This is a genomic window from Anabaena sp. CA = ATCC 33047 (assembly GCF_963870205.1).
GTDB lineage: Bacteria > Cyanobacteriota > Cyanobacteriia > Cyanobacteriales > Nostocaceae > Trichormus.
In genome coordinates this window covers 172,750-196,668 of the sequence record NZ_CAWMSA010000035.1, presented here as the reverse complement: position 1 = coordinate 196,668, position 23,919 = coordinate 172,750, and the positions used below count along the sequence as shown (strand labels likewise).

The window sequence follows — 23,919 nt, the reverse complement described above, 5'->3', positions numbered from 1 at the left end:
GGGAACAGGGAACAGGGAACAGGGAACTCGTCTGTGTAGACACGCTATGCACGGTTTCCCGGAGGTTAGCCTGCCTATCACGCTGACGCTACGCACCACACAGGCTAGAAAACCTTGGTTTTACATTAGTCCGCACAGGCAAAGCGTCAAAGCTAATACCAATTTTAAAAAAGAATGCCACAGATACACACGCCCAAACCATTGTGATATCTATCTTTCTTCATTTTGAATTTTGTAGGCGTAAGCCTTCCCTACGGGACGCTAGGCGATGCCATAGGCTATGCAAGAATTTTGAATTGGTATAACTGCTACCTATGCCAATGATCATCCATCTAACAGGGGACAAAAACAGGTGACAATGGGAAAGAGTTGAACTTTGAACCAGATGGGGAAAAGTTAGTGCTGATGTATCTAAGTGGACTATGAGCGATCGCCCTTTAAAATTATTATTAGTTGATCCAGACACCATCTTCCGTCTAGGGCTACGGGTAGCTTTAGAAGCAATTCCTGATTTGCAAGTGGTAGCAGAAGCAGCAACAGATACGGAAACTTTGCAGATACTAGCAGAAATTGGACAAAAAGACCCGCATCAAGTGAACTTGGTAGTTCTGGAATTAGGTGACAGTCGCTCGCCAGACAGTCAACAACAAGGTTTGCAACTGTGTCAACAACTCAAAGCTTTATATCCCACCCTACCCATTTTGTTACTCAGTTCTGTACAAGCACCAGGAATATTAATGGCTGCTAGGGCTTTTGGTGTCAATGGTTACTGTCCTAAAGGTACACCTATTTCTGAATTAGTCACCGCAATGGCAGCAGTAGCCAAGGGGAATTCCTATTGGTTAAAAGAAAAAGTTAGTACAGAATTAACTCCTCCCCCTCCCCCAATCTCACCACGCTTACCTTTGGCAAAGGTGCGGCAGAATTTACATTTATCAGGAATTGGTTACATTGATACTGCTCTCAAAGCAGTCACAGCACAATTACAAATTCCTGGTTTACCAATTTTAGACCGGGCAGTGCTAGCAGGACAACGGCGAGAACTCTTAACAGCACGTTGGTTGCTGAATCATTTACTCGTTTCACCCTTAGAAAGACAACAAGAACAGCTACAGGAATTCACAGCAACACCCCAACAAACATTACCTGTGATACAGCCACCTAGTGTGATTATCACCTCAGATACACAAACAAGTTTAACCTCGCCGCCGTTACTGAGTCCCAGAACACTGCAATCTAATTTATTTGCTGCTTGTATTAATAAACTGCAATTCTCTTTAAAAAACGTCTCAGATAGTCCTTTAGAAATTGATATCTTGCGCGAAGAGAAAAAACGAGAATTACTTTACCTAATTTTGCAGAGATTAGCTCAACAGCTAGATGAACTGCGTGATGCCCAAATCACAATTAATCAATTAGCAGAGTTGAGGAATGTAATTTTAAAAGATTTGTGGCAAACCACAGTTAGTGAGTTTTTTGGGAAATTCTCCCAAATGCGTGTAGGCGAGCGCCACATAGAAATTGTGAATGTATTATTACAAAATCCTGCAATCATACAAGCGGCAATTCTCAATAAAATTCCGATGACTACGGAATTATGCGCTTATTTATTATTCCAAACAGATTTGCAAGTTGATAATAACTACTATCCGGCAGGTAGTTCAGAAGCCAATTCACAAGCTGAATTACTTTTAGAAAACTTATTGATTCAGGTAGCTAATGGTGTGATACAACCATTACTTAACTATTTAGCCGATGTAGAACAAATCAAGCAAAACTTTTATGACCGTAAATTGATTTCTACGCGAGAGATTGAGAGATTTAGAAATGATTTATCTTGGAAATACCGTTTAAATAGATATGTGAATGAAGCTAGAGAAATCTTTGAAAGCCGTTATCATTTATTTGTATTTGCGCCTCGTGGTATTGCCACAATATCGATTTATGCGCCTCGGAGAGAGGAATTAGCACAGTTGTCTGGTATTCCTTTAGTAGTGACATTGGTACTAGAATTTAGAGATGCGATCGCGCCTAGATTACAATCATTATTAGCTTTTTTCGGTAGTGGTATTGTCTTTGTCCTCACACAAATAGTAGGGCGTGGTTTAGGTTTAATAGGTCGTGGGATCATCCAAGGTATTGGTAGTGTATCTTTCTCAGAAAAAAACTTTAAGCGTAACAGTGAGCGTTATAAATAATTTTTAATAAACTACAAGGAGGAATGGAAGCATAACTATGTGGAAAAAATTGCGGGGTGGATTTTTGATAGGGGTTGGTTATATGCTGTCTCCCCTTTCTTGGTGGAATGATTTGTTTTTTAATCTACCAATTGCTTTGCTTTTAGGTTATCTAGTCAGTTTCATAAATCAAGATTGGTTTCTCCCCGGTACGTTAATTGGTTATTGGCTGTCTAATGTCTTAGGTATTTTAATGATGCAGTTTGGTGCAATGGATATGTTTTTAAAAACAGAGAAACGTCACCTGAAGCGAGACGTTTTAATTGGTTTAGGTAGTTCAACACTTTATACTTTAGTAGTTGGAGCTTTAGTTTACTATCATCTGTTAGAAATACCTTCCTTTCTCAATGCTTTTTGAGAACAAATTAAATTGATAACTGATAACATAAAAATTGCAATTTTCACAAAAATTCAGTCAGTTATAAGTAGAACAGCGTCAATAATTAAAGGTTCGTAGTAAGGACTTTAGTCCTTATTTCAGGACTGAAGTCCTTACTACAAACTCGATTTCCATAAATTTACATTACTTAAGATAGTTATATTTATTCCCATCGACTTACTTAACTGACTTACACTATGATATTCGGAATTTATTCCGAGGCAACTGATAGGCGCAAGATATCTTGATCGCTGTGCTAATTTATGCCACTTGAAAAGAATCACCTAGCATTTTTATTTCTGGTAAAGGTTCACCATTTTCTAATGCTGTTTCAATGAGCATTTCTAAAACCTCCTGAGCATTTTTCAACGCTTCTTCATAACTATCGCCATGAGTGCAAGGCTGCATTATATTGGTAAACTCAGGTAAAAAAACCACATAACATTGGTCTTCCTCTGAGCATTGAAGAATTATTGTGTATTTCATTCTTCTGTTTCCTCCCCTGCTTCGATGTTCTTTAATTGTGCCAGTGCTTCAGTTATATTTTGCACCAGTTCCTACCTTAGTATGCTAAATTTTTTATTTTTTAACGCAGAGGGGTGCGGAGGTTTTTTATTTTTAAGAGATGAATATACAAGCTTGCACTGGTTCATAAATTCCAATTGCGGCGAAAATAAAAGAAACCTTCTAGCCAGTCTTGTAAGGCTAGGTTGCTATTTAATTTTTGCTCACTCCATAATTGGGCTGTTTGTGCGATAATTTCTGAAAAGCTAGGATAAATAGCTGATAAATTTCCTAAGTTTTTGATATTAATTTTTTGGGACATTGCCAAAGCAATTAGATTAATTAATTCTCTGGATTCTGCTCCTAAAATAGCTGCTCCTAAAATTTCACCGTTACGTCGGACAATTAATTTACAAATACCTGTAGTTTTATTGGCTAATTGGGCTGCTGCTATTGATTTATAATAATGTTTTAGGACTAAAATATCTTTGCGTCCAAATTGTCGCTGTGCTTGCAGTTGAGTTAAACCAACTTGTGCCATGTTTGGCTCAGAAAATATTCCCCAAGGTATATGTTGATAGTTAACTTTTAATCTGGGTAAAAATAGTGCATTTTTGATGGCAATTCTCGCTTCATAATTAGCCAATTCAGGGAATTCATAACCACCGATTACATCACCACAAGCATAGATTCTGTGGTTAGTAGTTTGCAGTTTTTCATTGACTAGCAACCGATTTGGATACGATTTTACTTTGGCGGCGGCTAAATTTAAAGTTTCTAGATTTGGTTGCTGTCCAGTAGCCACTAAAATTTCATCAACTTCTATGGCTTTATCTCCTGCCTGAATCCATTTTTTACCATCAATTCGCCTGACTTGAGTTACTACTGTTTCTGTGAGGATACGCACCCCATCAGCTTCTAATTGTGCTTGTAGTAATTGGGAAATTTCTGGTTCAATATGAGGTAGCAGGTAAGGATATTTAATGATTAAAATTACTCTGCAACCTAGTCTCACCAAAGTTTGTGCTATTTCAATACTTTGGGGAACACCGCCAATAATTACCCAATCTTGAGGCGGTGTTGATTTTTGCAAAGTTTGCCAAATATTTGATAAAGTTAGATAGTCGGTGGCTTGTAACCCCTCAATTTTTGGAATGGCTGGACGAGAACCACTCGCTAATAAATAAGTGCGTCCCCGCAGTAAGCGTTGATTAACTGCAAATGCCAAACGGCGAGAACTTTGGAATTCACCCCTACCGACAATAACATCGACTCCTTGGGCGGCTAATACAGCCGGAGAAGTCTGTTCTTGGATAGTGGAGGCAACGCCTTGAGCATACAGCATCGCCTGTTGCCATTCTACAGATATTGGGCATTTTTGGGCAGTATCAGCCTGTGTGGTGTGAACACCAAAACCGACTAAATCACCGAAATGTTGGGCTAGGTTGCCAATTTCGCCCATAGCTTGGCGATAAATTAACCCGGTATTCACTCTAGTTTCAACTAATGCTACTTTGGCTCTGTATTGGGTGGCAGCTAAGGCGGCGTAACGTCCAGCTAGACTTCCGCCTACGATTACTATGTCGTAGTCAATGGTCATTAGTCATTAGTTATTAGTCATTAGTCATTGGGCATGGGCGTAAGCAGTCTGTAGAGACGTTGCATGCAACGTCTCTACAAGTTATTCTCCTCTCCTCAGTCCCTTCCAGTCCTCAGCACTAAGTTTAACGCTGTTATTAGGCGTTGGTTATCAGAGTTAGTGCGTACAGCTACGCGGAAGAAGCGATCGCCTAGTTCTTTAAAACTCAGGCAATCACGAATTAAAATCTGATGATGTTGGAGTAGTTGTTGTTGTAACTGCAAACTCGATTGTTCTGTTTCTACGAGTAAAAAGTTAGCCGCAGCTTGTTGGAGTGTTAATCCTGGGGTGCTGGCTAAACCTTGAAACAGTTGCTGGCGTGCAGGTGCTAGCCATTGCCAAGTTTGTTGTTGAAATTCTTCATCCTGGAGGACAGCTACAGCCGCCGCCGCCGCCAGGGTGTTGACAGGCCAAGGATCACGCCATAACTGCCATTTACGGAGGCGGTCAGGGTGAGCGATCGCATATCCTAGTCTCAGACCGGGAAGACTGTAAAATTTTGTCAGCGATCGCAACACTACCAGATTTTCATACTCCTGCACCAGCCCAATCAGGCTTTGTTCCTCATCGGGAGGTACAAAATCCATAAAAGCTTCATCCACCACCACCAAAGCAAACTGCTGCAAATAAGGCAAAACTTCCTCACGGGTAAACAGTTTACCTGTTGGGTTGTGGGGATTATTTAGCAACAAGGCGCAGTTAGTAAACAGTGCTGAGTTCTGAGTGTTGAGTAATTGCTGTAACTCAGCACCCAAAACTCGGTTCTCAGCACTCAGAAGGTTACACTCCAGAACTTGAGCGTTATACGCCGCTAGGGTGCGGTAGTAGTCGCCAAACGCTGGAGTGATTAACACGGTTGCGGCTAGTTCAGCTAATTCCTTACCTGCCAAAGTCAGTAATTCGGCTGAACCGTTGCCCGGTAGAATCCACTCAGGCGGCACTTGGTGGAAGTTCCCCAGAGCTAATCTCAGATCACTGTAATCTGGGTTGGGATAGTGCCTGAGATTTCCCATTTGCGATTGAATAGCAGCGATCGCACTGTTGGGCGGCCCCAACGGGCTGATGCTCGCAGAAAAATCCACAATAGCATCAGGAAGGCAGCCAGCTATTGCTGCTGCCCAAGCTAAATTTCCCCCATGAGCCGGTTGCCGCATTACATCCAGATTCCTAACAACAGAGTCTATGCTTTTGGGGGCGCAACTCTTTCTCTAAAGAGCTTACCAGCCGAGAAAGCAGGAACTTTGGTGGCGGGGATTTCCATCTTTTCGTTAGTTTTGGGGTTACGACCTTCACGAGCCTTACGTTCCCGTGATTCAAAGGAGCCAAATCCTACCAGCGTCACTTTATCGCCAGAGGAAACAGCTTCAATAATCGTTTCCAAAGCAGCAGTTAAAACCGCATCTGCTTGTTTTTTAGTCACGCTAGCCTTTTCAGCTACTGCATCAACCAATTCACCCTTGTTCATTTGGAACTCCTTGAGGTTTACTTGAGATTTCTTCTAGATGCACCATGTCGCATCTTCACTGAAACCTCTGTTTTGAGCAATACAAAAGTCGTCTTTGGGGAGTATTTCTACTCAAAATCGCTGTAAATCCCATCTACTCGACTTTTCAATGAATCATTCTAAGGTGAACTAGCCAGAAGTGGATAGATGAAACCGTTAATTTATATGGATTTCAGCATTTTTTTTATTTTTGGGGTCATTGTTGCACTCAAAACCACCCCAAAATTAGGAATAAATACTTATTGTCAGCATAGGGCAGGGGTGCAGGGGAGGCAAGAGAGCAAAGGGGAAAATCTCATGCCCAATAACTGTTGACTTTTGACTTGATTTGTGTATTAGTAGTGTCAATCCAGTAGGGTGCGTCAGTACGAGTAACCCTAGCCATACTAAGAAAATATTCATTCTGACGCACCCTACTAACTGAGGAGTGTCAATCTTCGATGCGATAACCTAACTCTGACAATCTGAAGCGAGAGTGTCGCCATTTGGGTTGGACTTTGACGAATAATTCGAGATAGACTTTACCAGAAATGAGTTTTTGAATTTGCTCCCGTGCTGCACTACCAATTGCTTTGAGCATTGAGCCACCTTTTCCAATTAAAATTCCTTTTTGAGAATCGCGCTCAACGTGAATAGTTGCTAGTACACGGGTGATGCTGGGTGTTTCTTCAACTTGATCAATGGCGATCGCTACAGAATGGGGAACTTCTTCACGGGTTAACAACAAAATCTGTTCGCGGATCAATTCCCCCATAATAAACCGTTCTGGCTGGTCTGTTACCAAGTCGGGCGGATAGTAGAAAGGCCCATAATCTAAATTTTCAACTAATAATGTTTGCAGTTGGGGTAATCCTGTTCCTGTCTTGGCGGAAAATTTGACTATTGGCCATTGATAAGTATTTGCTAACTCTTGATAACTCTCATCAATACTTTGATAATCTGTGGGTTGTTGATCAACTTTATTCACACCTAAAATTACTGGTGTCTGGCTGCGAGTCACTAACTCAGCAATAAAGCGATCGCCTGCACCACAAGCTACTGTTCCTTCTACCACAAACAGCACTACATCCACCGAATCAATCGCTATTTTGGCGTTTTCCACCAAAATCTCACCTAATTGATGATGGGGTTTGTGTATTCCTGGTGTATCTACAAAAATGAATTGAGCCTCTGATGTGGTGACAATTCCTCTTAAACGATTGCGCGTAGTTTGTGCTACTGGTGATGTAATCGCTATTTTTTGCCCCACTAATTGATTCATCAAGGTAGATTTACCGACATTGGGACGGCCTATAATGCCAATAAAACCAGATTTGAACTCAGGAGGTGCTTGGGGAATCGCTACATCTCCTGAAAAAGATAAAATGTCATTGTCAATGCTAGCCACTGTGAGTTCTACCGTTATAATTTATAGCTGAGATAAGTTTTTACTAAGTCACGCCACAAAATATCAATTCTTCCTGAGATTTGCGCGGAACCATCTTTGTTTAAGTTTAATCTACGACTAAATATATTTTGCTTTCCTCTCAAAAAAAATGAGATAGAAATACACCACTATCTCAAATCTTCTACCTTTGTGAGTATTGCTGTTTCAATCCTATGATGTTCTTTTAACTCCATTTAAGTGGATTGGTTCATAAAACTTGAGCAGCCAGTTCATATTTCATGAAGAATTCCTAAAACAAACTCACCTTGATTCACCGCTTGATTTGTGGCAACGTCAAATACTAATCCATCTTCACCCGCACAGATATCAATGACTGTAGGTAGTTGACTTTCTTTATTAAAACTGAGAATTTGATAGAGTCTTTCGCCGGCTTTTACTTTTGTACCTAATTCTACTCTAGATTGAATCATCCCCCCAGCGATCGCATAGTATTTTTTCCGCTTGCTACTCTGAGCAAAGTACATCTGATCAGATTTATTGGCAGCTAAATTTAAGTTAGTATTTGCCAATACACCCTTCTGTAATAAATAATTCTTTACACCTGCCACACCTTTATTTACAGAATCAGGATTCATTTGCATTCCTGCACCTAATTCTAATGTCCAAGCTTCTACATCAAATTTTACTGCTCTCCCTAATTGTTGAAAACATTCCTCTAAAGCTAGCCAGGGTTTAATAAAAGCTTCGTCAAAAGCATCTCCATCATATTTATCCAGTAAAATACCCAAATCTAATAAAAAATATTTGGCAGTTTCTTCACGTTGTCGGAAATAATAAACATAGTCTAAACCTTGATTATTAGAGCTATGTAAATCAATTAAGTAATCTGCATCAAGACACAGGGATTGGAGTTGATACCGAAAAATCTCAGTGTAAGGTACACTACTAGGAGAATTGATTTCAGCTAAATTTTGCGCGAATTGTTGTTTAATGATAGTTAAGTAATTCTGGCGAATTGTTTCTAAACTCTCATGCAAATGAGATTTAGCAAATTCTAATAAACCATTGGCTGCTTTTTCATAATCCCAAAAAATCCGATTCCAGTCTTTAAATTCATAAGCACAATGTCGCCCTGGCGAAAAATGTTGAGCGCGTTCATTAGTCCCCATCGGGTTACACACGGGAACTAACCAGATTTCTCCTAATAAATCAGTGTCTTCAATTGACGATAAAAACTCAATTAGTTGATGAATAACTGCATTACCAGCAATTTCTGCACCGTGTAAATTCGATTGAATGTAAACCTTTTTACCAGGGTTAACACTGATGAATTTGTATACTTGTAAAAACAGGCGATCGCCTGAAGCCATTTGACGCAGTGGAATAGTAGAAATCACAGGAAGCATAAGAGGCTACTGGGAAAAGTTGAGGGAGCAGAGGCAATAGAGGAAGTAGCATATTAGTAGAGTGCGCCAGACATCAAAAATACGTTTATTGACAGCATTTAAACAGTCTGACGCACCCTACAAGACATTTGTCATGTCACACTTGCGTAAGTCCTCTCCAATATCAAAATTATTCGTTAGTATTGTTTCGGATTTATTGGTGGTGGAGTGTTAATTACTGTGTGGCGTAAATATATTGTGATTGCTCCTGTGAGTGTGAGCATAATTTTTCTAGCTACTGGTTGTATGGAAGATAAAGCTTCTCAGTGTCAACGACTAATTCAAGTCGTGAATGCGGGTAATGCTTTAATAGATTATAATAAAGGTCAACAAGTAACAACAAGTTTACAATTATCTAAGGATTTAGTAGCAATCACACAATCTTTAAGAGAACTCAACTTATCAGATCCTAATTTAAAAGAGATTCAAAGCGGATTTAAGAACGTTTTCCAAAATCTCAGTCAAGCGATCGCCAAAGCATCGAATGCCCTAGGTGACGCTAAAGCAGCCGAAGCATCACCATCTGGTAGAGAAACATTACAAAAAGCCAGAAAAGAAATTGAAACCGTACTCACAGGAGCCGCTACAACTGCTGGTAAGGAGTCTGATGTACTCGTCAAACGACTGAATCAGTATTGTACTCAGCCAGAATAATTGAGGGTGAGCTGTGCCAAAATTCTGGAATCCAACCTAACCAGATTGTAACTTATTTTATCGCTAGGAACAGAGCAAGATTGAGACAAATATCTATTTGAAGTTCTTGGTAGGAGAATTGACTACTAAGAACTTCTTTTTCTTAAAGATTATTTATCAAGTAAAAATATAGATATATTGCCATTAAAAAGTTATGACAGCAGAATTAATAACCAAAATTTTGCAGGTTTTAAGTAGAAACATGAGGTGGATGACTTGGAATCTATTTCTAGCTTTTATACCTTTAGCTTTAAGTGTTTGGCTGTTTCGCACTAGACGCGGACGCTCTTGGGTATGGTGGTTAGGATTGTTAGTTTTCTATGCCTTCTTACCAAATGCTCCGTATTTATTAACTGATGTTATTCACTTAATTCATGACATCCGGACAATTCAATCTGTGTGGATAATTACCTTGGTACTAATTCCTGTGTATTTACTGGTGATTTTGGCTGGATTTGAAGCTTATGTCATATCTTTAATTAATCTTGGTTACTACTTACACCGCATTGGTAAAACTCAATGGATTTTATGGATTGAGTTAATTACTCATGCTCTTTGTGCTATCGGTATTTATTGGGGTCGTTTTTTACGTTTCAACAGTTGGGATTTTATTACTCAACCAGATGCTTTACTAACTACAGGTGTAGAAGAACTGTTAGGAAAACAACCTTTAATAATTATCGCGGTCACGTTTGTTGTACTTCTAGTTTTATACTGGATGATGAAACGAGTAACCCTAGGCTTGGTGATGCCAAAAAATACAATAAGGGGAATAAACTCAGATTAAACTGATACTAATACACCCAATATAGGTTAAAAGTAAAAATTAACAGCTAATATGGCAGTCTTGTAGAGTGCGTCAGACTGCTTAAATGCTGTCAATAAACTTATGCTTGATATCTGACGCACCCTACTAATGTCTTTATCCGCGTTTATCTGCGTCCATCTGCGTTCAATTAGGCTTGATATTTGCTTCTATCCAGGGTCAAATGAAACTGTTAATCATGCTCAAAATCATGATGAATTGTCACTGTTGACATAAAATCACTGGACTTACCATTTTTAATCGCATCAAAAGTACCTTTGATAGTGCCAGCGATGGGAACAGCAACCAGCGCACCCAGTAAATTTGCTATTTCATATCCCATCAAAATAGCCACAAAAATCCAGATGGGATTCAAGCCGATAAAGTTGCCCAGTAACTTGGGAGACAATAGGTTATCTTTTATCTGTTGCATGAGAATGGCAGCGATCGCAACTTGAACAGCTAACCACCAATTTTGTAATAGCACTAAAAGGGTGACAGTCCCAATACCCAGAGTAGCCCCAATAAAGGGAATAAGCTCAGAGATGCCAATGAGTACAGCAAACAATAAAGCAAAGGGTACTCTAAGAATTAAAAAAATGGGTGTCAGCACTACAACCATGAATAGTGCTAATAATATCTGACTGAGGAAGAAGTTTTGGAAATTTAGCTGTAAAGATTTAGTCAGGGGGATACCGATATTAGCAGGTAGGAGATTGATTAAACCATACCAGACGCGATCGCCATACAACAGCATATAAAATGCCAACACCACCACCAAGACAAAATTCAGCAATCCTGAGAGCAAAGTTCCCGCTAACCCGACTGCACCCCCAGCTAACTGCTGAACTACATTCTGAATACTGGCATTGATTTGATTACTCAATACCCTCAAATCAATAGGTAAGCGTCGTTGTTTTGCAAACGCTTCCAACTGCACCAAGTTTTCTTGACTACTACTTAACCAATCAGGAATTTTATTTAATAGTTGAATAGTTTGGTCAATCACCATTGGTACTAGAGTCACACCCAAAATGCTAAAAAGAGTTAAAGTAAAAAGTAAAACGATAATTACAGCTTGGGTACGACTGATTCTAGCCCGTTCAAAGAATTTCACAGGATAATTCAATAAAAAAGCTAAAATCGCCGCACAACTCAAAATAGTAATCGGGTGCTGAAAGTAACTAAACAGAACAGATAACAGCCAAACATTCAGAGCGACGATAGGGCCGCTCAGACCATAAAATAATAAACGTTGAAGGGATGGCGAACGGCGCATCTGACGCAATCGCTTTTTATTACTCCTATAGTTAATAGTCAAGAGTCAATAGTCAACAGTGATTTTCCTAGGCTCTAGTATTACCTCGCCAGGCTCCTGCCTTCTTTGATAACATATTTGACATTAAGGAAACAAATGACAATGGACAGAACCATAGCCGACCTTCGCAAAGACTATACCTTGCAAGGTTTGAGCGAAACCGAGGTTAATCCTAATCCTTTTATACAATTTAAACAGTGGTTTGATCAGGCATTATCAGCCCAACTTCCCGAACCCAATGCTATGACTATTGCCACAACTACACCAGATGGGAGTCCTTCGGCTAGAATGGTGCTGCTCAAAGATTTTGATGAGAGGGGTTTTGTTTTCTTCACCAACTATAACAGCCGCAAAGGACAAGAACTAGCGGAAAATCCCCAAGCAGCTTTGGTTTTTTGGTGGGCAGAATTGGAACGTCAAGTCAGAATTGTCGGGCGTGTAGAGAAAACTTCTGAGGCGGAATCAGATCAGTATTTTTACAGTCGTCCGGCTAACAGTCGTTTGGGTGCGTGGGCTTCTGATCAAAGTGCAGTTATCGCTAGCCGAGAGGTTTTAGAACAGCAGATGCAGGAATTGCAGAGTAAATATGAAAATCAGGAGATTCCCCGCCCACCCCATTGGGGAGGTTTGCGGGTGATCCCCACAGAAATTGAGTTTTGGCAAGGACGCTCTAGTAGATTACACGATCGCTTACTTTATACTCGTTTAGATGATAATAGCTGGAAAATTCAGCGTTTATCACCGTAATTCTACAGACGCGATTCCTCGCGTCTTTACTCAGTTTTAGGCGCAAACTGTAATTTGGGATCAGGCATAAAAGTATATCTGAGATATATGCCACCCCAAACCAACAAAATAATTAATAAGCCACCAATTCCTAAAGGACTAGGTAGCCAAAATACCACTTCTATGTGGTTGAGTTCACCGGGTTGGAGTTGCCAGACTAATTGATTACCTTGTTTCTCTGGTACGATGGCATTTTCTGTGACTGGTATGTTTTTAGCACCCCAAGGAGTGTTTAACCCAAATTCTAAATTGAGAATAGAACCAGCATCAGCTAAAACATTACCTTTGCTAGAAATTAAGGTAAGCGATCGCAAGTCTAAATCATAAATTAATTTGTTGCGTACTACTAATAAAAAATTGTTTTGGAACAAGAGAAAGTTTGACTCAATTTTGGGTAATTCCGAGTTATATTCTGCTGGTTCACCTTTAGTCTTTTGCTGATGATTAGAATTAAAGAACTCATTAAATTTAGTTTGTAATTCCTGACCATTAGTAAAAGGAATTGTTACCACAATTTCCTCGTTAGAAATACGCTTAGTCTTACCTTCTAATCTGCGAGCGCGTTTTTCTATACTATTTAACCATTCATATACATAATCACCGCTAAAGCTGGTCAGCCTTTCTCCTATTTTGATATGCTGTACGAATTCACCACTATTAGAGTTGTGAAAATTCACCCCTACATCATAATTTACACAACCAGATAATAGCAGCGATATTAACAAGATAAATGGCATAATCTGGCGATTATGCAATTTTACTAACATTAATTGCAATGGTCTAATTAACGCCATTAACCATCTTGTCAACATAGAATAATTCATGAAATATGCTCCTCAGAGAAAAATCAATATTCTAGTCATTGTTGACACAAGCCCAACAAATATTAGTTTTGAATTTTGAATTTTGTAGCTTGCTTCTCTTACGAGACGCTACCGCGCTCGCGCAGCGTATCCGTAGGATTCACCCGTAGGGTATTTTGAATTTTATAGTCCTTGCCAAACCAAGTAAGAAATCGTCAAACCAATGGCAACTAACGCCGCCCAGATAAAGCGATTGTCTTTAGTATTAACCTGACTCAAATCAACAAATTCAACTTCAGCAGGTTTGCGGGCGGGAGATTTGCGGGGTTTGGCGGCTATACGGATTTTGGCTTCATTATCAGAGAGTGCAGCTAAATCAGGAATTTCCGTCATCCAATTACTGGGACGTTTTAGCTTTGGTGCTTGCAGAATGTAAACTAATCTGCGGGCTTGCTCACGAGTCTCTGAGTGGGGATGACGACGGAGTTGTTGACATAGTGCGATCGCATCTTCTGTACGTCCAGATGCTTCATAGGCTGTCACTAACCATATATCAACTTCGCCACCCAAACGGGAGTTACGCTCTAATAAAGCCCTTGCTTTTTCGAGATTTTCGACAGATTCACGATATTTGCCATTTTCAAAGGCGATTTTACCTGCTTGATATCTCGTTCTAGCTAATTCTAAACTTTCTGTACTCACCACTGTTTACTCACCAATCAGCACTGCTTTCATTTTGCCAAGGCTGTGAATGTTGTTGATATCTTTCTTGGGGACTGGGGACAAATCAATTCAAAATTCAAAATTCAAAATTCAAAATTAAAGAATTCTGGGGAAAAATCTCCCCACCCTCCCCTACCTCCCCTACTCCCTCATCCTCCTCATCTCCCCCATCTCCCTCATCCTCCTCATCTCCCCTAACCGGAAGTAATCTGAGAACCGAGAATCATTGTCCCGATACCGATATCTGTGAAGATTTCCAGTAATAGGGCGTGGGGAATACGTCCGTCGATGATGTGGGCTGCACGTACTCCTTGAGCAAGCGATCGCACACAACAATTGACTTTGGGAATCATTCCGCCACTGACTATCCCATTAGAAATTAACTCCCGCGCTTCCCGAATATCTACTTTGGGTATTAAAGTGGAAGGGTCTTTATAATCTTTTAAAATACCTCTGGTGTCGGTCAATAAAATTAACTTTTCTGCCCCTAAAGCGGCGGCAATTTCTCCGGCTACTGTATCGGCGTTAATGTTATAAGCTTGTCCCGTTTCATCGGCTGCAACGCTAGAAACTACAGGAATATAGCCATGAATAGCCAGAGTTTCGAGAATTTTGATATTAACATTACTGACTTCTCCTACAAAGCCAATACCTTCTTGACCTTGGGGACGGGCAGTAATTAAGTTCCCATCTTTACCACACAGCCCGACAGCCAAACCACCAGCTTGGTTAATTAAGGCAACAATTTCCTTATTAACTCTACCTACCAGCACCATTTCCACAACATCCATTGTGGGTGTATCTGTGACACGTAAACCATTCTTAAATTGTGGTTCGATGCCCAGTTTATCTAACCAACTGTTAATTTCTGGGCCGCCACCGTGGACTAAGATTGGTCGTAAGCCAACGCAGGATAAAAAGACAATATCGCGGATAACTTTGTCTTTGAGGGTGCTGTCTTTCATAGCAGCACCACCATATTTAACAACAACAGTGCGACCGGCGAATTGTTGAATATAAGGTAGTGCTTCACTTAGCACTCGTACCCGCGTCGCTTCAGTTTGCCTGATGTAATCAGTATCGTTGACCATCATGAACAGAGGTTGAGACTTACATACTTATGCAGTCAGTGTAGAAGACTTTTCCACCCGCCACAATCTTTGATTACATATCTTCTTTTTGACTCTTGAGTGGGGACTGGGGACTGTTGACTGTTGACTAATAACTAATGACTAATGACTAATGACTATTTCAACACACTGGGAATAGCCGCCATTACTTTGTCAGCAATTTGTTCTGGTTTTTCTCCCGCAACCACAGAGATTCGTAAATCTGCTTGGGCGTAAAGTGGTGTGCGTTGTTCGAGGAGCGATCGCAGTTTACCTTGAGGATCAGCATCTTGCAATAATGGTCTTGTGTTATCCTCAGCTAAACGGGTATAAAGTAACTCCACAGGTACATCTAGCCAGACAATTAAACCGTGATGCAAGTAACTCCAGTTTTCGCGCCGCAGCACAATACCCCCACCTGTAGCGACAGTCAGCTTAGTATAGGCGCAAATTTGCGCTAACACATCACTTTCTAACTGACGAAATGCTGCTTCGCCTTCTTCCGCAAATAACTGATTAATAGATTTTTTCCCGGCTTGGACAATTACATCATCGGTATCCACAAACCCATAACCTAATTGTTTTGCTAGTAATTGCCCTACTGTGGTTTTACCAGATCCCATCATCCCAATTAGGTATAGGTTAACTCCTTGCAACAAACTACTCACTCTACTTTCAAACTCCGTTTTTAGACGACTTTCTTCGGCTTGGTTTTGGTGTTGTGTTGTCCCAGGTGACTGCATAAATCAGCAGTCTTCTATTTCAACACATAAAATTTTCCTATAAAAATTTTCCTATATTAGTTACTTAGTTGTATACTCCATCAATGCTGATGTTTGAAAGAACTTGCCAGCTTGCTTGGTAATAAATCTATTACTTCTGAGATTCATCTGTGTGAGAGTTTGGACTAGCATCCTAGTGTATTATTTCTGCTGATATTTGAGCTAATATCCCCTCTAGGGTAGGTGAAAGGGGTAGCGATCGCCAAATACCATAATCAAATTCTTCTGGAATCTTTTGTCTAACTTCGCACAAAAGGCTGTTTTTCCAATCCCACCCATGCCCAAGATTAACAATAGGCGACTGTTTAATTTTTGCGATTTCTGTTTTCCCTGAAAACGTCTAATATCAATAGCTACAATCCCATTCCTCAAAGTAGCTAGTATATTTATCTGTTGTTTATGTATTTAATGTCACTTAGGCAATAGATTAATAATTTTCTGTGTAAGTCAGAAGTAATCAAGAATCAATTTTTTTCTCTTTAATTTCCTAACTTTTGTGAGTTGACGTAGTAGAGATTAATTGGTTATGGTTAGACTTAATGGAAAATTCATACAACTTGTTGGAAACTTTAAGCGTAAACTTGCCGTCAACCACAACTAGGATAACTCTAACCTGAGTAGCGCGGTTTTTTAGTGCAAATTACGCAGTTTGATACAGCACGATATGACGATTGTCAACTTTAGTTATGGCAAACTCTATCAATAAATGATTGCATCTCAAGGTGTGAAAAATGACTCAATTTCTCAAACTCTTAAAAAATTTGGTGACTTGGAAGGTTGAGGCATAAATAATACTGCATATCTTACGGTCGTTAGACCAGATTAATTTAATGTGGTGTGTAATGAGGCATCAACCATGACTCGAATTCGTGACGTTGTGCAACAAGCTTTAGTAACTGGCTATCTAACGATAGAAGCCGAAAATCAACTACGGCATCTGTTAACTACTCAGTATGACCTAGAAGATTTTAACGCCTTTATGAATTTGCAAGAAGCTGCTATGAACGGTATAGTCAAGCAAGAATCTCGCGAACGCTGCGGCATTGCATAAGTCTAGCTTTATTTGGAAGATTGATCATCTTCCCAATCATCATCTTCAAAAAATCCCCAGTCATCATCATCGGCTACATCATCAGCTACATCTTTGGCTGGTTGTTGATAGGGGGGAATAATCACTCGGTAATCAGCATCATAGACTGATTCTGTCTTACCTGCGGCAGTATTTTTTGGCTCACGGTAACTATAAGAATAAAAAGAGCCAGACTGAGAACCACTTTTGGGCTGTTGTGGGCGTTCGTAGGTAGCAGAATCTTGAAATGACTGAGCTTGAGAACTGGGTTGAGGTGCTTTCGGTGGCTGTTCTGCCACATCCCAATCATCGTCTTGATGATTAGGGGTTTCCCAATCATCAAACTCGTTATTAGTGGCGTACTCCGTTTGACTAGCTGCCTGTGAAGAATTGGATGGCGGACGTGTAAATTCTGGTTGGCGGCTAGCGGTAGTACGTCGAGAATTGGTAGTTGATTTCCAGGGGCTTTGGCGTGGTGTTCCCCCAAAATAATTAGATAAATTAAACAAGCTGGTGATTAATAAAGATGTGCCAGCACCAGCAGCTGTGCTAAACAAAATCCACATCGCCAGGGGTATCGGCTGGCTACGCATACCTAGAAATACTAGGGATAAAACAGGCGACCAATTTTGGACTAACAAAAGTGTTAGTCCTCCCATGATTGCGATTAAAAGAATTAAACGAATTAAAGTCATAAGTAAGGGAAGCAGGGGAGCCGAGGGAGCCGAGGGAGCCGAGGGAGCCGAGGAAGCAGGGGAGAAGAACTTTTACCTAGTCAACCGTCCCCCATTTTGAATTTTGAATTGATCTGTCCCTACTCCCTCTTTCATATTTACTTTTACCTTTTTACTTACTTCCCTGCCAGCGTTGAATGGGTATGCAATCAATATCCAGTTGATCTAAAGTGCGAGCCACTACAAAATCAACTAAGTCCTCGATAGTTTGAGGATGGTGATACCAAGCCGGTATGGCGGGTACAACCCGGACTCCGGCTTCTGCTAAGGTAGTTAAGTTCCGTAGGTGAATTAGGCTAAAAGGAGTTTCGCGGGGGACGATGACTAACTTGCGTCCTTCTTTGATTTGGACATCGGCAGCCCGTTCTAATAAGTCGGAACTCAAGCCTCCTGCTAACTTTGCCACGGTACTCATACTACAAGGAATCACAATCATCCCCAAGGTACGAAAAGAACCACTGGCGATATTTGCTCCCACATCACTCCAAGGATGACAGCGCAGTTTACCTGCAAGGGGAACTTCAGCTTGTTCTCGCCAGAATTGTTCTTGTGTGGTTGGTTCTGATGGCATCCGAGTTTCCTGTTCGGCTTGCCAAACCATGTATGTTGATTTAGAGGCTACTAATTCAATTTCATAGTCTGCCGCCAGCAGATATTTCAAGGCACGAACGGCGTAAATCAGTCCAGATGCTCCTGATACGCCGATAATTAAGGGTTTGTTATGATTTGTCACCGTTGCTTAATAAAAATTTACTCATCTTCAGCATAAGGTTCTAAATCATCTGGTTCAAGTTCGTTTCTGAGGTAGATATCCGCCGTGTCACCATTGACACCACCCATACCTAAACCTTTGGCTAAACCATCATTACCTACGGTGACTAAATCTATTTGCTGGCGATAGTAATCGACACTTTTGACTTGGACAGCGACGCGATCGCCTAATCTATAAGAAGCGCGATTTTTCCGGCCAAACAGTGCTTGTTGTCTAGCGCGGTACTCATACCAATCATCTTTGAGGGAACTAACGTGTACTAATCCTTCTACCCGTAAAGGTACGCCAGGACTACCTGCGGTTTCGGACTCGGTGATTGGTACTTCAATTTCCACAAAGAAACCGTAGGATTGTACGCCAGTAATCACACCTTGGAACACTTGCCCAATGCGTTGTTTCATTAATTGGGCTTTTTGTAGTCCGGCTAAATCGGCTTCGGCTTCTTGAACTTCTTTTTCCCTATCGTTGATTTGGACAATTACCCTTGTTAATTCGCTTTGTAGTTCCTGTTGTAATTCTGGCGGCAGGACGTTCCAGTTAATTTCCTCGTGGCTAGAGGAGTGACGCAGGTTTACCCGTTCTTTCACACGGGTATTACGGCGATCGCGTCCGTGTTCTAGTAGCTGATAGTACACTCTTTGCATCAGTAAATCTGGATAGCGTCGCAAGGGAGCAGTACAGTGGATGTATTGCGGTAGTGCTAAACCAAAGTGATTACCCTTGGTAGTGCTGTAAACTGCTGGCTTGAGGGTATCTTGCAACAGATAAGTCAACACTTGCTCTGAGGGAGATTCAGCAAACGCCCGGATCAGGTGTTGATAATCTAAAGGTTCAATTTCTACTTCTGATTCTAGTCCTAGTTCTACACCCAAGTTAATCGCTAACTTCAACATTTCCTGCACATCTTCTGCATCCGGTGTACCTTGTGTGCGCCAGATTGCCGGAATGCCTAAAGCACTCAAATGTTGTGCCATCAGTTGATTCGCCAAGAGTACGAATTCTGTAAATAGCGATCGCACCGGGGAATCATCCATAACTACCGCCCCCAAAATTCCTTCATCAAAATAGGGGTTTTGAGTTGAGGGTAAATTTAACTGCAAGCTACCACGGGCAAGGCGGGTTTTTCTCACAGTCTTAGAAATGCTGTACAAATTATGTAGTAGTTCAATTACCTCTGGGGATTCTTTGATGACTTCTCCTTCCAGAATTGCTTCGGCTTGTTCTTGGGTGACGGATGTATCTACATGGATAACGCTGGGTTGAATTTCCCAGTCTAAAACCTCACCTGACTGAGAAGAGAAAGTCATTAAAAACGAAATTGCCAAGCGATCGCTATTCGGCACTAATGAACAGCGTTCAGCTACAGCATCCGGTAACATAGGTAATACTAAGTCACCCAAATAAACTGATCTACCACGTTTAATCGCCTCTCTGTCTAAAGCTTCATCAGGTTGCACATAATGAGAGACATCAGCGATGTGAAAACCTAACTGCCAATTGCCGGAAACGGTTCTGGTTAAACTGAAAGCATTTTCTACTACATGAGGATCATTATTTACTTCTGTGAGCGTAATAGTAAATAAATTACGTAAATCTAGTTTGTTTTTCAGGTCTGCTTTCAGTAACTTTTTGGGTAACTTTGATGCTGCTTCTAATATTGACTCTGAGAAAGTCCGGGACAAATCATGTTTACAGGTAACTAAATCTATATCAGCTGCGGCTTCGGCATCGCTGCCGAGGATTTGCACGACTCTCCCTAGGGGCGGATATTGGGCTAGAGGATAGCGTAGCACTTCTACATGGGCCAGGTGATCGAGGGCTTCCTCTAACTTCATGCCATTAACTAAAAGTTTCAGTTCAAACAGCAGACGATCATCTAAGGGAACAGCACGGAAACCCCCTTCTACCTGTTTAATCCGTGCTAGTAAAGTATGATTGGCACGTTCTAAAATTAACTTGACTTCGCCTTCGGGAGAACGGCGACGACTACCTTCTTTGAGAACTCGGACTAAAACGCGATCGCCATTCCAGGCATTACTTAAATGACTTTCCCGAATATAAATATCCTCTGCCCCTTCGACATCTTGGATAGCAAAGCAAAAGCCTTTACTCGAACAACGTAGCTTGGCTTCAATCAGTCCTTCTTCTGTAATGCGGCGATACTTACCCCGTTCCTTCACCAACAGCCCGATTTTCTCCAATACCTCCAAAGTAATGTGGAGTTTTTCTAAACTATCTTCATCCTCGCATCCTAGTTTCTTTTCCAAAACTTTGCGAGCTACCAATTTATCATCGGTGAAATTGGCAAGGAGTGTAGCGATTGAAAATTCCATGCAGTGAACCGACCTTTGGTCAAAACGTCATTGTTTGTTGAATCTGGTACTGTGTTGTACACCCTCACGGCCTACAGTATATTAGCTGGAAACGAAATACCCTAAGTCAGGGTTCCCGAAGTTCCAGTCAAAGAAGCTAGCCCACCCTAGCGGGAAGATGCTTGTGAACCAGACGCTCTTGCTAGCTTGCTTCTCCGGAGGAGTACATCCGTTACGAACTTCTCACTGCACGACAATTTCAGAGTTAACCTGCGTTGGAGTCCCTTTACCTCACCAAACTCATAGATTACGCCTGATGCCAATTGTTTTCACAATAGTAATCACGCCAATGGCTTTGATTTCTGGGTGGGGAGAACTCTCCACATTACCCAAAAAAGCGGTACATCGTGAAAAACACAGGTGTTTGATTGTCTAGCTTCAAGGTACTTTTACGCCATCAGACTCTGATTTTTTACTAGGAGAAACTGCCGAATCAACCCATTTGCCCATACGTAGAATCAGTAACAATTGGGTGGCAGCTTAACAAGCAGTGAGGGCGAACCTTATCTCCATTATTGTAGATTTAGAGCGCACTTCGAGAAAATAGTTCTGAAGAGCGAATTGGGTAAATAGTATAGCATTAATAGTCACGCCACTGAGAGTTAATCTACCAAAGCGCGAAATTAGTCTTGTCAAAAGCTACTGCTAAAATTGGGACATCCGAGACAGATGATCATCTGCTTTTCTCCCCAAAATTTCCGGTGGTAGTCATAGGTAAAAATAACTATGCAACACCAGGGCCTAGGGTGCTTTGCTTTATCGCTAGCAATTTTTATAGGGTGGGTATTGTTCTTAGCTAAATTTTGAATTACTTCACACCCCTGATTCTTTAGATTTATATTGGTGGCAAGATGATGTTGGCTCAATTCCAGAGCTTGTATCCCAACGGCAGTTTAATTGCTGAATTAGTGCAAATTTTTCAAGGTAAATATGTCGTCAGGGCAAGTGTTATCATTGAAGGTGTCACCCGTGCGACGGGTATGGCAGCAGCTGAAACCATAGAAGCAGCAGAAGACCAAGCCAGAACTAGAGCATTGATGGTGTTGGGAATGACAAACACCCCCCAAACATCCGTAACCGGGACTGCTCAAGGGGTATCTCCAATACAGGTGAATTCTGTTGTCAATCAGCCTGGCTATGCTACGCCTCAAGACAGTAATTTTGGTAGTAATCAATGGTCAAAGACGAGCGATCGCACTCAAGATACCATCAACCGCTTTTCCCCTACAACTCATGCAGGTAGCCATAGCATAAATGACACCCCAAGTCAAGAATTTAGTCCCAGTTTACCTGCGACTAGCTACCAAGAACCAGAATATGATCCTGCCAGCGAAGACCTGCAAATGATGTCAGCTAGAGAGCTAGATACTGCTTCCTCTGTTGATGTCACAGCTAGTAATGTCACACCCTTTACACCCCGTAGCTACAATACCCCAGAAAACGTGACTAATTTACCCAGCCCAGGCAAGAAAAAGAAAAAAGCTGAACCTGTAGATTTATCTGATGTCATAGCCAAAACCGATGTCGAACTGCAACGCCTAGGCTGGACACCAGAACAGGGTAGAGAGTATTTAATTAAAACCTACGGTAAACGAGGGCGGACTTTACTTACAGAGGAAGAACTGCACAGTTTCCTCAAATACCTAGAATCTCAGCCTGATCCCATCGCCGGGTTTTAAATTAGTCAATTCCCCTCCTTACTGACAGGGAGGGGTTAAGGATAAAGTGATTATTGACTTACAACTGCTACAGGACGACTACCTGCTGAGTGACGGTCAATCACTTGGTCAATTAAGCCGTATTCTTTGGCTTCATCTGGCGACATAAAGAAATCACGTTCTGTGTCTTCGGCAATGCGCTCAATGGGCTGACCTGTGTGTTCGGCCAAATAATCATTTAACCGTTGTTTGTGGTATAAAATTTCTCGCGCCTGAATTTCGATGTCAGTAGCTTGACCTTGTGCGCCGCCTAAAGGTTGGTGGATCATAATCCGCGAATGGGGTAAACTCATCCGCTTGCCTTTAGTACCAGCACTGAGGAGAAATGCTCCCATACTGGCAGCTAATCCGGTGCAGATGGTACAAACATCAGGGCGAATCTGTTTCATGGTATCAAAAATACCCATGCCAGCAGTCACAGAACCACCAGGAGAATTTATATACAAATAAATATCTTTTTCTGGGTCTTCAGCATCCAAAAACAGTAATTGGGCAACTATCAAGTTAGCCAAATTACTGTCAACTTGTTGACCCAAAAAGATAATCCGCTCACGCAACAGGCGAGAGTAAATATCAAAAGCGCGTTCACCGCGACCCGATTGTTCAATGACGATAGGAATAGTCATGCAGCGTGCTTGTAGCTATTTTGAATACTATTTTATCGAGGACAACACCTTTCTGGGTGGGAATAGGCCATAGGGAATAGGGAATAGAGGAAAAATCAGACCTGACTATGGGGTGTTGAGCCGCCTCATCCCAAGCTGAGGTCATTTCTTCTATGGTTTGGTAGATGCCAAAAATCCTGATTGGCACTTTTTATAGTGAGAGTACGTCTAAAGAATTGACTATGCTGGTTATTTCTCACAAATCCGATAAACCCAGAGTACGAGGTGTAGTTAAATTCGCCAATCTCACTAGCAATGCTATCAACTGAGGGAGACCTGCCATGCCAAAAAGACTTGTGCAAGCCACCATCATAACTTTCTTACTTTATATTATTGCAGGACTCAGCCCCAATACGAGACTGCAAACCAGGGCGGGTTCACCCTCAACGGAAACGCCAGCACAAATCATTAGTATGTTGTTGCGTTCTCGCAATTAACCACGCTCACCAACAAGTTAAAACAACTTTTTCCACCC

23 protein-coding genes are annotated in these 23,919 nt (G+C 41.2%); 8 read left to right on the top strand and 15 right to left on the bottom strand.

The window, feature by feature from the left end:
• Positions 1-422: 422 nt before the first annotated feature.
• Together AACS98_RS08435 and AACS98_RS08430 are read left to right on the top strand one after the other, a co-directional pair.
• On the top strand, positions 423-2,198 hold the full coding sequence (locus AACS98_RS08435) for a DUF3685 domain-containing protein (RefSeq protein WP_066378180.1): 1,776 nt from the start codon (positions 423-425) through the stop codon (positions 2,196-2,198).
• A gap of 37 nt (positions 2,199-2,235) precedes the next feature.
• Positions 2,236-2,595 (top strand): hypothetical protein, encoded by a 360-nt coding sequence (locus tag AACS98_RS08430; protein ID WP_066378178.1) that lies wholly within the window; start codon positions 2,236-2,238, stop codon positions 2,593-2,595.
• 282 nt (positions 2,596-2,877) lie between these two features.
• Here the strand turns inward: AACS98_RS08430 and AACS98_RS08425 are convergent, their stop codons facing one another.
• From AACS98_RS08425 to AACS98_RS08400, 6 genes are all read right to left on the bottom strand, one after another.
• Positions 2,878-3,102 (bottom strand): type II toxin-antitoxin system HicB family antitoxin, encoded by a 225-nt coding sequence (locus tag AACS98_RS08425; protein WP_066378176.1) that lies wholly within the window; start codon positions 3,100-3,102, stop codon positions 2,878-2,880.
• A 163-nt stretch (positions 3,103-3,265) separates the two neighbouring features.
• Positions 3,266-4,720 carry a dihydrolipoyl dehydrogenase family protein gene (locus tag AACS98_RS08420; RefSeq protein WP_066378173.1) on the bottom strand — a complete coding sequence of 485 codons (1,455 nt, stop codon included), beginning with the start codon at positions 4,718-4,720 and terminating at the stop codon, positions 3,266-3,268.
• A gap of 95 nt (positions 4,721-4,815) precedes the next feature.
• Entirely contained in the window at positions 4,816-5,913 is a 1,098-nt protein-coding gene (gene cobD, locus AACS98_RS08415; RefSeq protein ID WP_066378169.1) for a threonine-phosphate decarboxylase CobD, read from the bottom strand.
• A 26-nt stretch (positions 5,914-5,939) separates the two neighbouring features.
• Positions 5,940-6,224 (bottom strand): HU family DNA-binding protein, encoded by a 285-nt coding sequence (locus AACS98_RS08410; RefSeq protein WP_066378166.1) that lies wholly within the window; start codon positions 6,222-6,224, stop codon positions 5,940-5,942.
• A gap of 469 nt (positions 6,225-6,693) precedes the next feature.
• Complete coding sequence (gene era, locus AACS98_RS08405; RefSeq protein WP_066378164.1) at positions 6,694-7,650, bottom strand: GTPase Era; 957 nt, start codon at positions 7,648-7,650, stop codon at positions 6,694-6,696.
• A 269-nt stretch (positions 7,651-7,919) separates the two neighbouring features.
• The gene (locus tag AACS98_RS08400) at positions 7,920-9,056 is read right to left on the bottom strand and encodes a succinylglutamate desuccinylase/aspartoacylase family protein (RefSeq protein ID WP_066378162.1); all 1,137 of its coding nucleotides are present in this window, start codon (positions 9,054-9,056) and stop codon (positions 7,920-7,922) included.
• Between the two features lie 213 nt (positions 9,057-9,269).
• Between AACS98_RS08400 and AACS98_RS08395 the strand changes: the two genes are divergently transcribed.
• Together AACS98_RS08395 and AACS98_RS08390 are read left to right on the top strand one after the other, a co-directional pair.
• Entirely contained in the window at positions 9,270-9,749 is a 480-nt protein-coding gene (locus tag AACS98_RS08395; RefSeq protein WP_066378233.1) for a hypothetical protein, read from the top strand.
• A gap of 193 nt (positions 9,750-9,942) precedes the next feature.
• On the top strand, positions 9,943-10,575 hold the full coding sequence (locus AACS98_RS08390) for a DUF1361 domain-containing protein (protein WP_066378159.1): 633 nt from the start codon (positions 9,943-9,945) through the stop codon (positions 10,573-10,575).
• Positions 10,576-10,786: 211 nt separating this feature from the next.
• Here AACS98_RS08390 and AACS98_RS08385 read toward each other — a convergent pair whose 3' ends face one another.
• Positions 10,787-11,872: an AI-2E family transporter gene (locus AACS98_RS08385; RefSeq protein ID WP_066378156.1), complete on the bottom strand. Its 1,086-nt coding sequence runs from the start codon at positions 11,870-11,872 to the stop codon at positions 10,787-10,789.
• A gap of 141 nt (positions 11,873-12,013) precedes the next feature.
• Between AACS98_RS08385 and pdxH the strand changes: the two genes are divergently transcribed.
• Positions 12,014-12,658: a pyridoxamine 5'-phosphate oxidase gene (gene pdxH, locus AACS98_RS08380; RefSeq protein ID WP_066378154.1), complete on the top strand. Its 645-nt coding sequence runs from the start codon at positions 12,014-12,016 to the stop codon at positions 12,656-12,658.
• Positions 12,659-12,684: 26 nt separating this feature from the next.
• Here pdxH and AACS98_RS08375 read toward each other — a convergent pair whose 3' ends face one another.
• The 4 genes from AACS98_RS08375 to AACS98_RS08360 form a co-directional block, all read right to left on the bottom strand.
• Positions 12,685-13,464, bottom strand: a complete 780-nt coding sequence (locus tag AACS98_RS08375) for a DUF3153 domain-containing protein (protein ID WP_369815967.1) — start codon at positions 13,462-13,464, stop codon at positions 12,685-12,687.
• Between the two features lie 219 nt (positions 13,465-13,683).
• Positions 13,684-14,202 (bottom strand): hypothetical protein, encoded by a 519-nt coding sequence (locus tag AACS98_RS08370; RefSeq protein ID WP_066378230.1) that lies wholly within the window; start codon positions 14,200-14,202, stop codon positions 13,684-13,686.
• Positions 14,203-14,417: 215 nt separating this feature from the next.
• Positions 14,418-15,317, bottom strand: coding sequence for an acetylglutamate kinase (gene argB, locus AACS98_RS08365; protein WP_066378152.1), 900 nt, complete (start codon positions 15,315-15,317; stop codon positions 14,418-14,420).
• A gap of 152 nt (positions 15,318-15,469) precedes the next feature.
• Positions 15,470-16,000: a shikimate kinase gene (locus AACS98_RS08360; RefSeq protein WP_066378227.1), complete on the bottom strand. Its 531-nt coding sequence runs from the start codon at positions 15,998-16,000 to the stop codon at positions 15,470-15,472.
• A gap of 970 nt (positions 16,001-16,970) precedes the next feature.
• Between AACS98_RS08360 and AACS98_RS08355 the strand changes: the two genes are divergently transcribed.
• The gene (locus AACS98_RS08355) at positions 16,971-17,165 is read left to right on the top strand and encodes a hypothetical protein (protein ID WP_066378145.1); all 195 of its coding nucleotides are present in this window, start codon (positions 16,971-16,973) and stop codon (positions 17,163-17,165) included.
• A gap of 8 nt (positions 17,166-17,173) precedes the next feature.
• Here the strand turns inward: AACS98_RS08355 and AACS98_RS08350 are convergent, their stop codons facing one another.
• The 3 genes from AACS98_RS08350 to AACS98_RS08340 form a co-directional block, all read right to left on the bottom strand.
• Complete coding sequence (locus tag AACS98_RS08350; RefSeq protein ID WP_066378142.1) at positions 17,174-17,878, bottom strand: hypothetical protein; 705 nt, start codon at positions 17,876-17,878, stop codon at positions 17,174-17,176.
• 151 nt (positions 17,879-18,029) lie between these two features.
• Complete coding sequence (locus AACS98_RS08345; protein ID WP_066378138.1) at positions 18,030-18,650, bottom strand: flavin prenyltransferase UbiX; 621 nt, start codon at positions 18,648-18,650, stop codon at positions 18,030-18,032.
• A 17-nt stretch (positions 18,651-18,667) separates the two neighbouring features.
• Positions 18,668-21,022, bottom strand: coding sequence for a ribonuclease R family protein (locus tag AACS98_RS08340; protein ID WP_066378135.1), 2,355 nt, complete (start codon positions 21,020-21,022; stop codon positions 18,668-18,670).
• A gap of 893 nt (positions 21,023-21,915) precedes the next feature.
• On the opposite strand from AACS98_RS08340, the gene AACS98_RS08335 reads away from it, so the two are divergent.
• Positions 21,916-22,740, top strand: coding sequence for a hypothetical protein (locus AACS98_RS08335; RefSeq protein WP_066378132.1), 825 nt, complete (start codon positions 21,916-21,918; stop codon positions 22,738-22,740).
• A 50-nt stretch (positions 22,741-22,790) separates the two neighbouring features.
• On the opposite strand, the gene clpP is transcribed toward AACS98_RS08335, so the two are convergent.
• Positions 22,791-23,405: an ATP-dependent Clp endopeptidase proteolytic subunit ClpP gene (gene clpP / locus AACS98_RS08330; protein WP_066378128.1), complete on the bottom strand. Its 615-nt coding sequence runs from the start codon at positions 23,403-23,405 to the stop codon at positions 22,791-22,793.
• 320 nt (positions 23,406-23,725) lie between these two features.
• Here clpP and AACS98_RS08325 point away from each other — a divergent pair, with 320 nt between their 5' ends.
• Positions 23,726-23,881: a hypothetical protein gene (locus AACS98_RS08325; RefSeq protein ID WP_197480105.1), complete on the top strand. Its 156-nt coding sequence runs from the start codon at positions 23,726-23,728 to the stop codon at positions 23,879-23,881.
• The last annotated feature ends 38 nt before the right edge of the window (positions 23,882-23,919 follow it).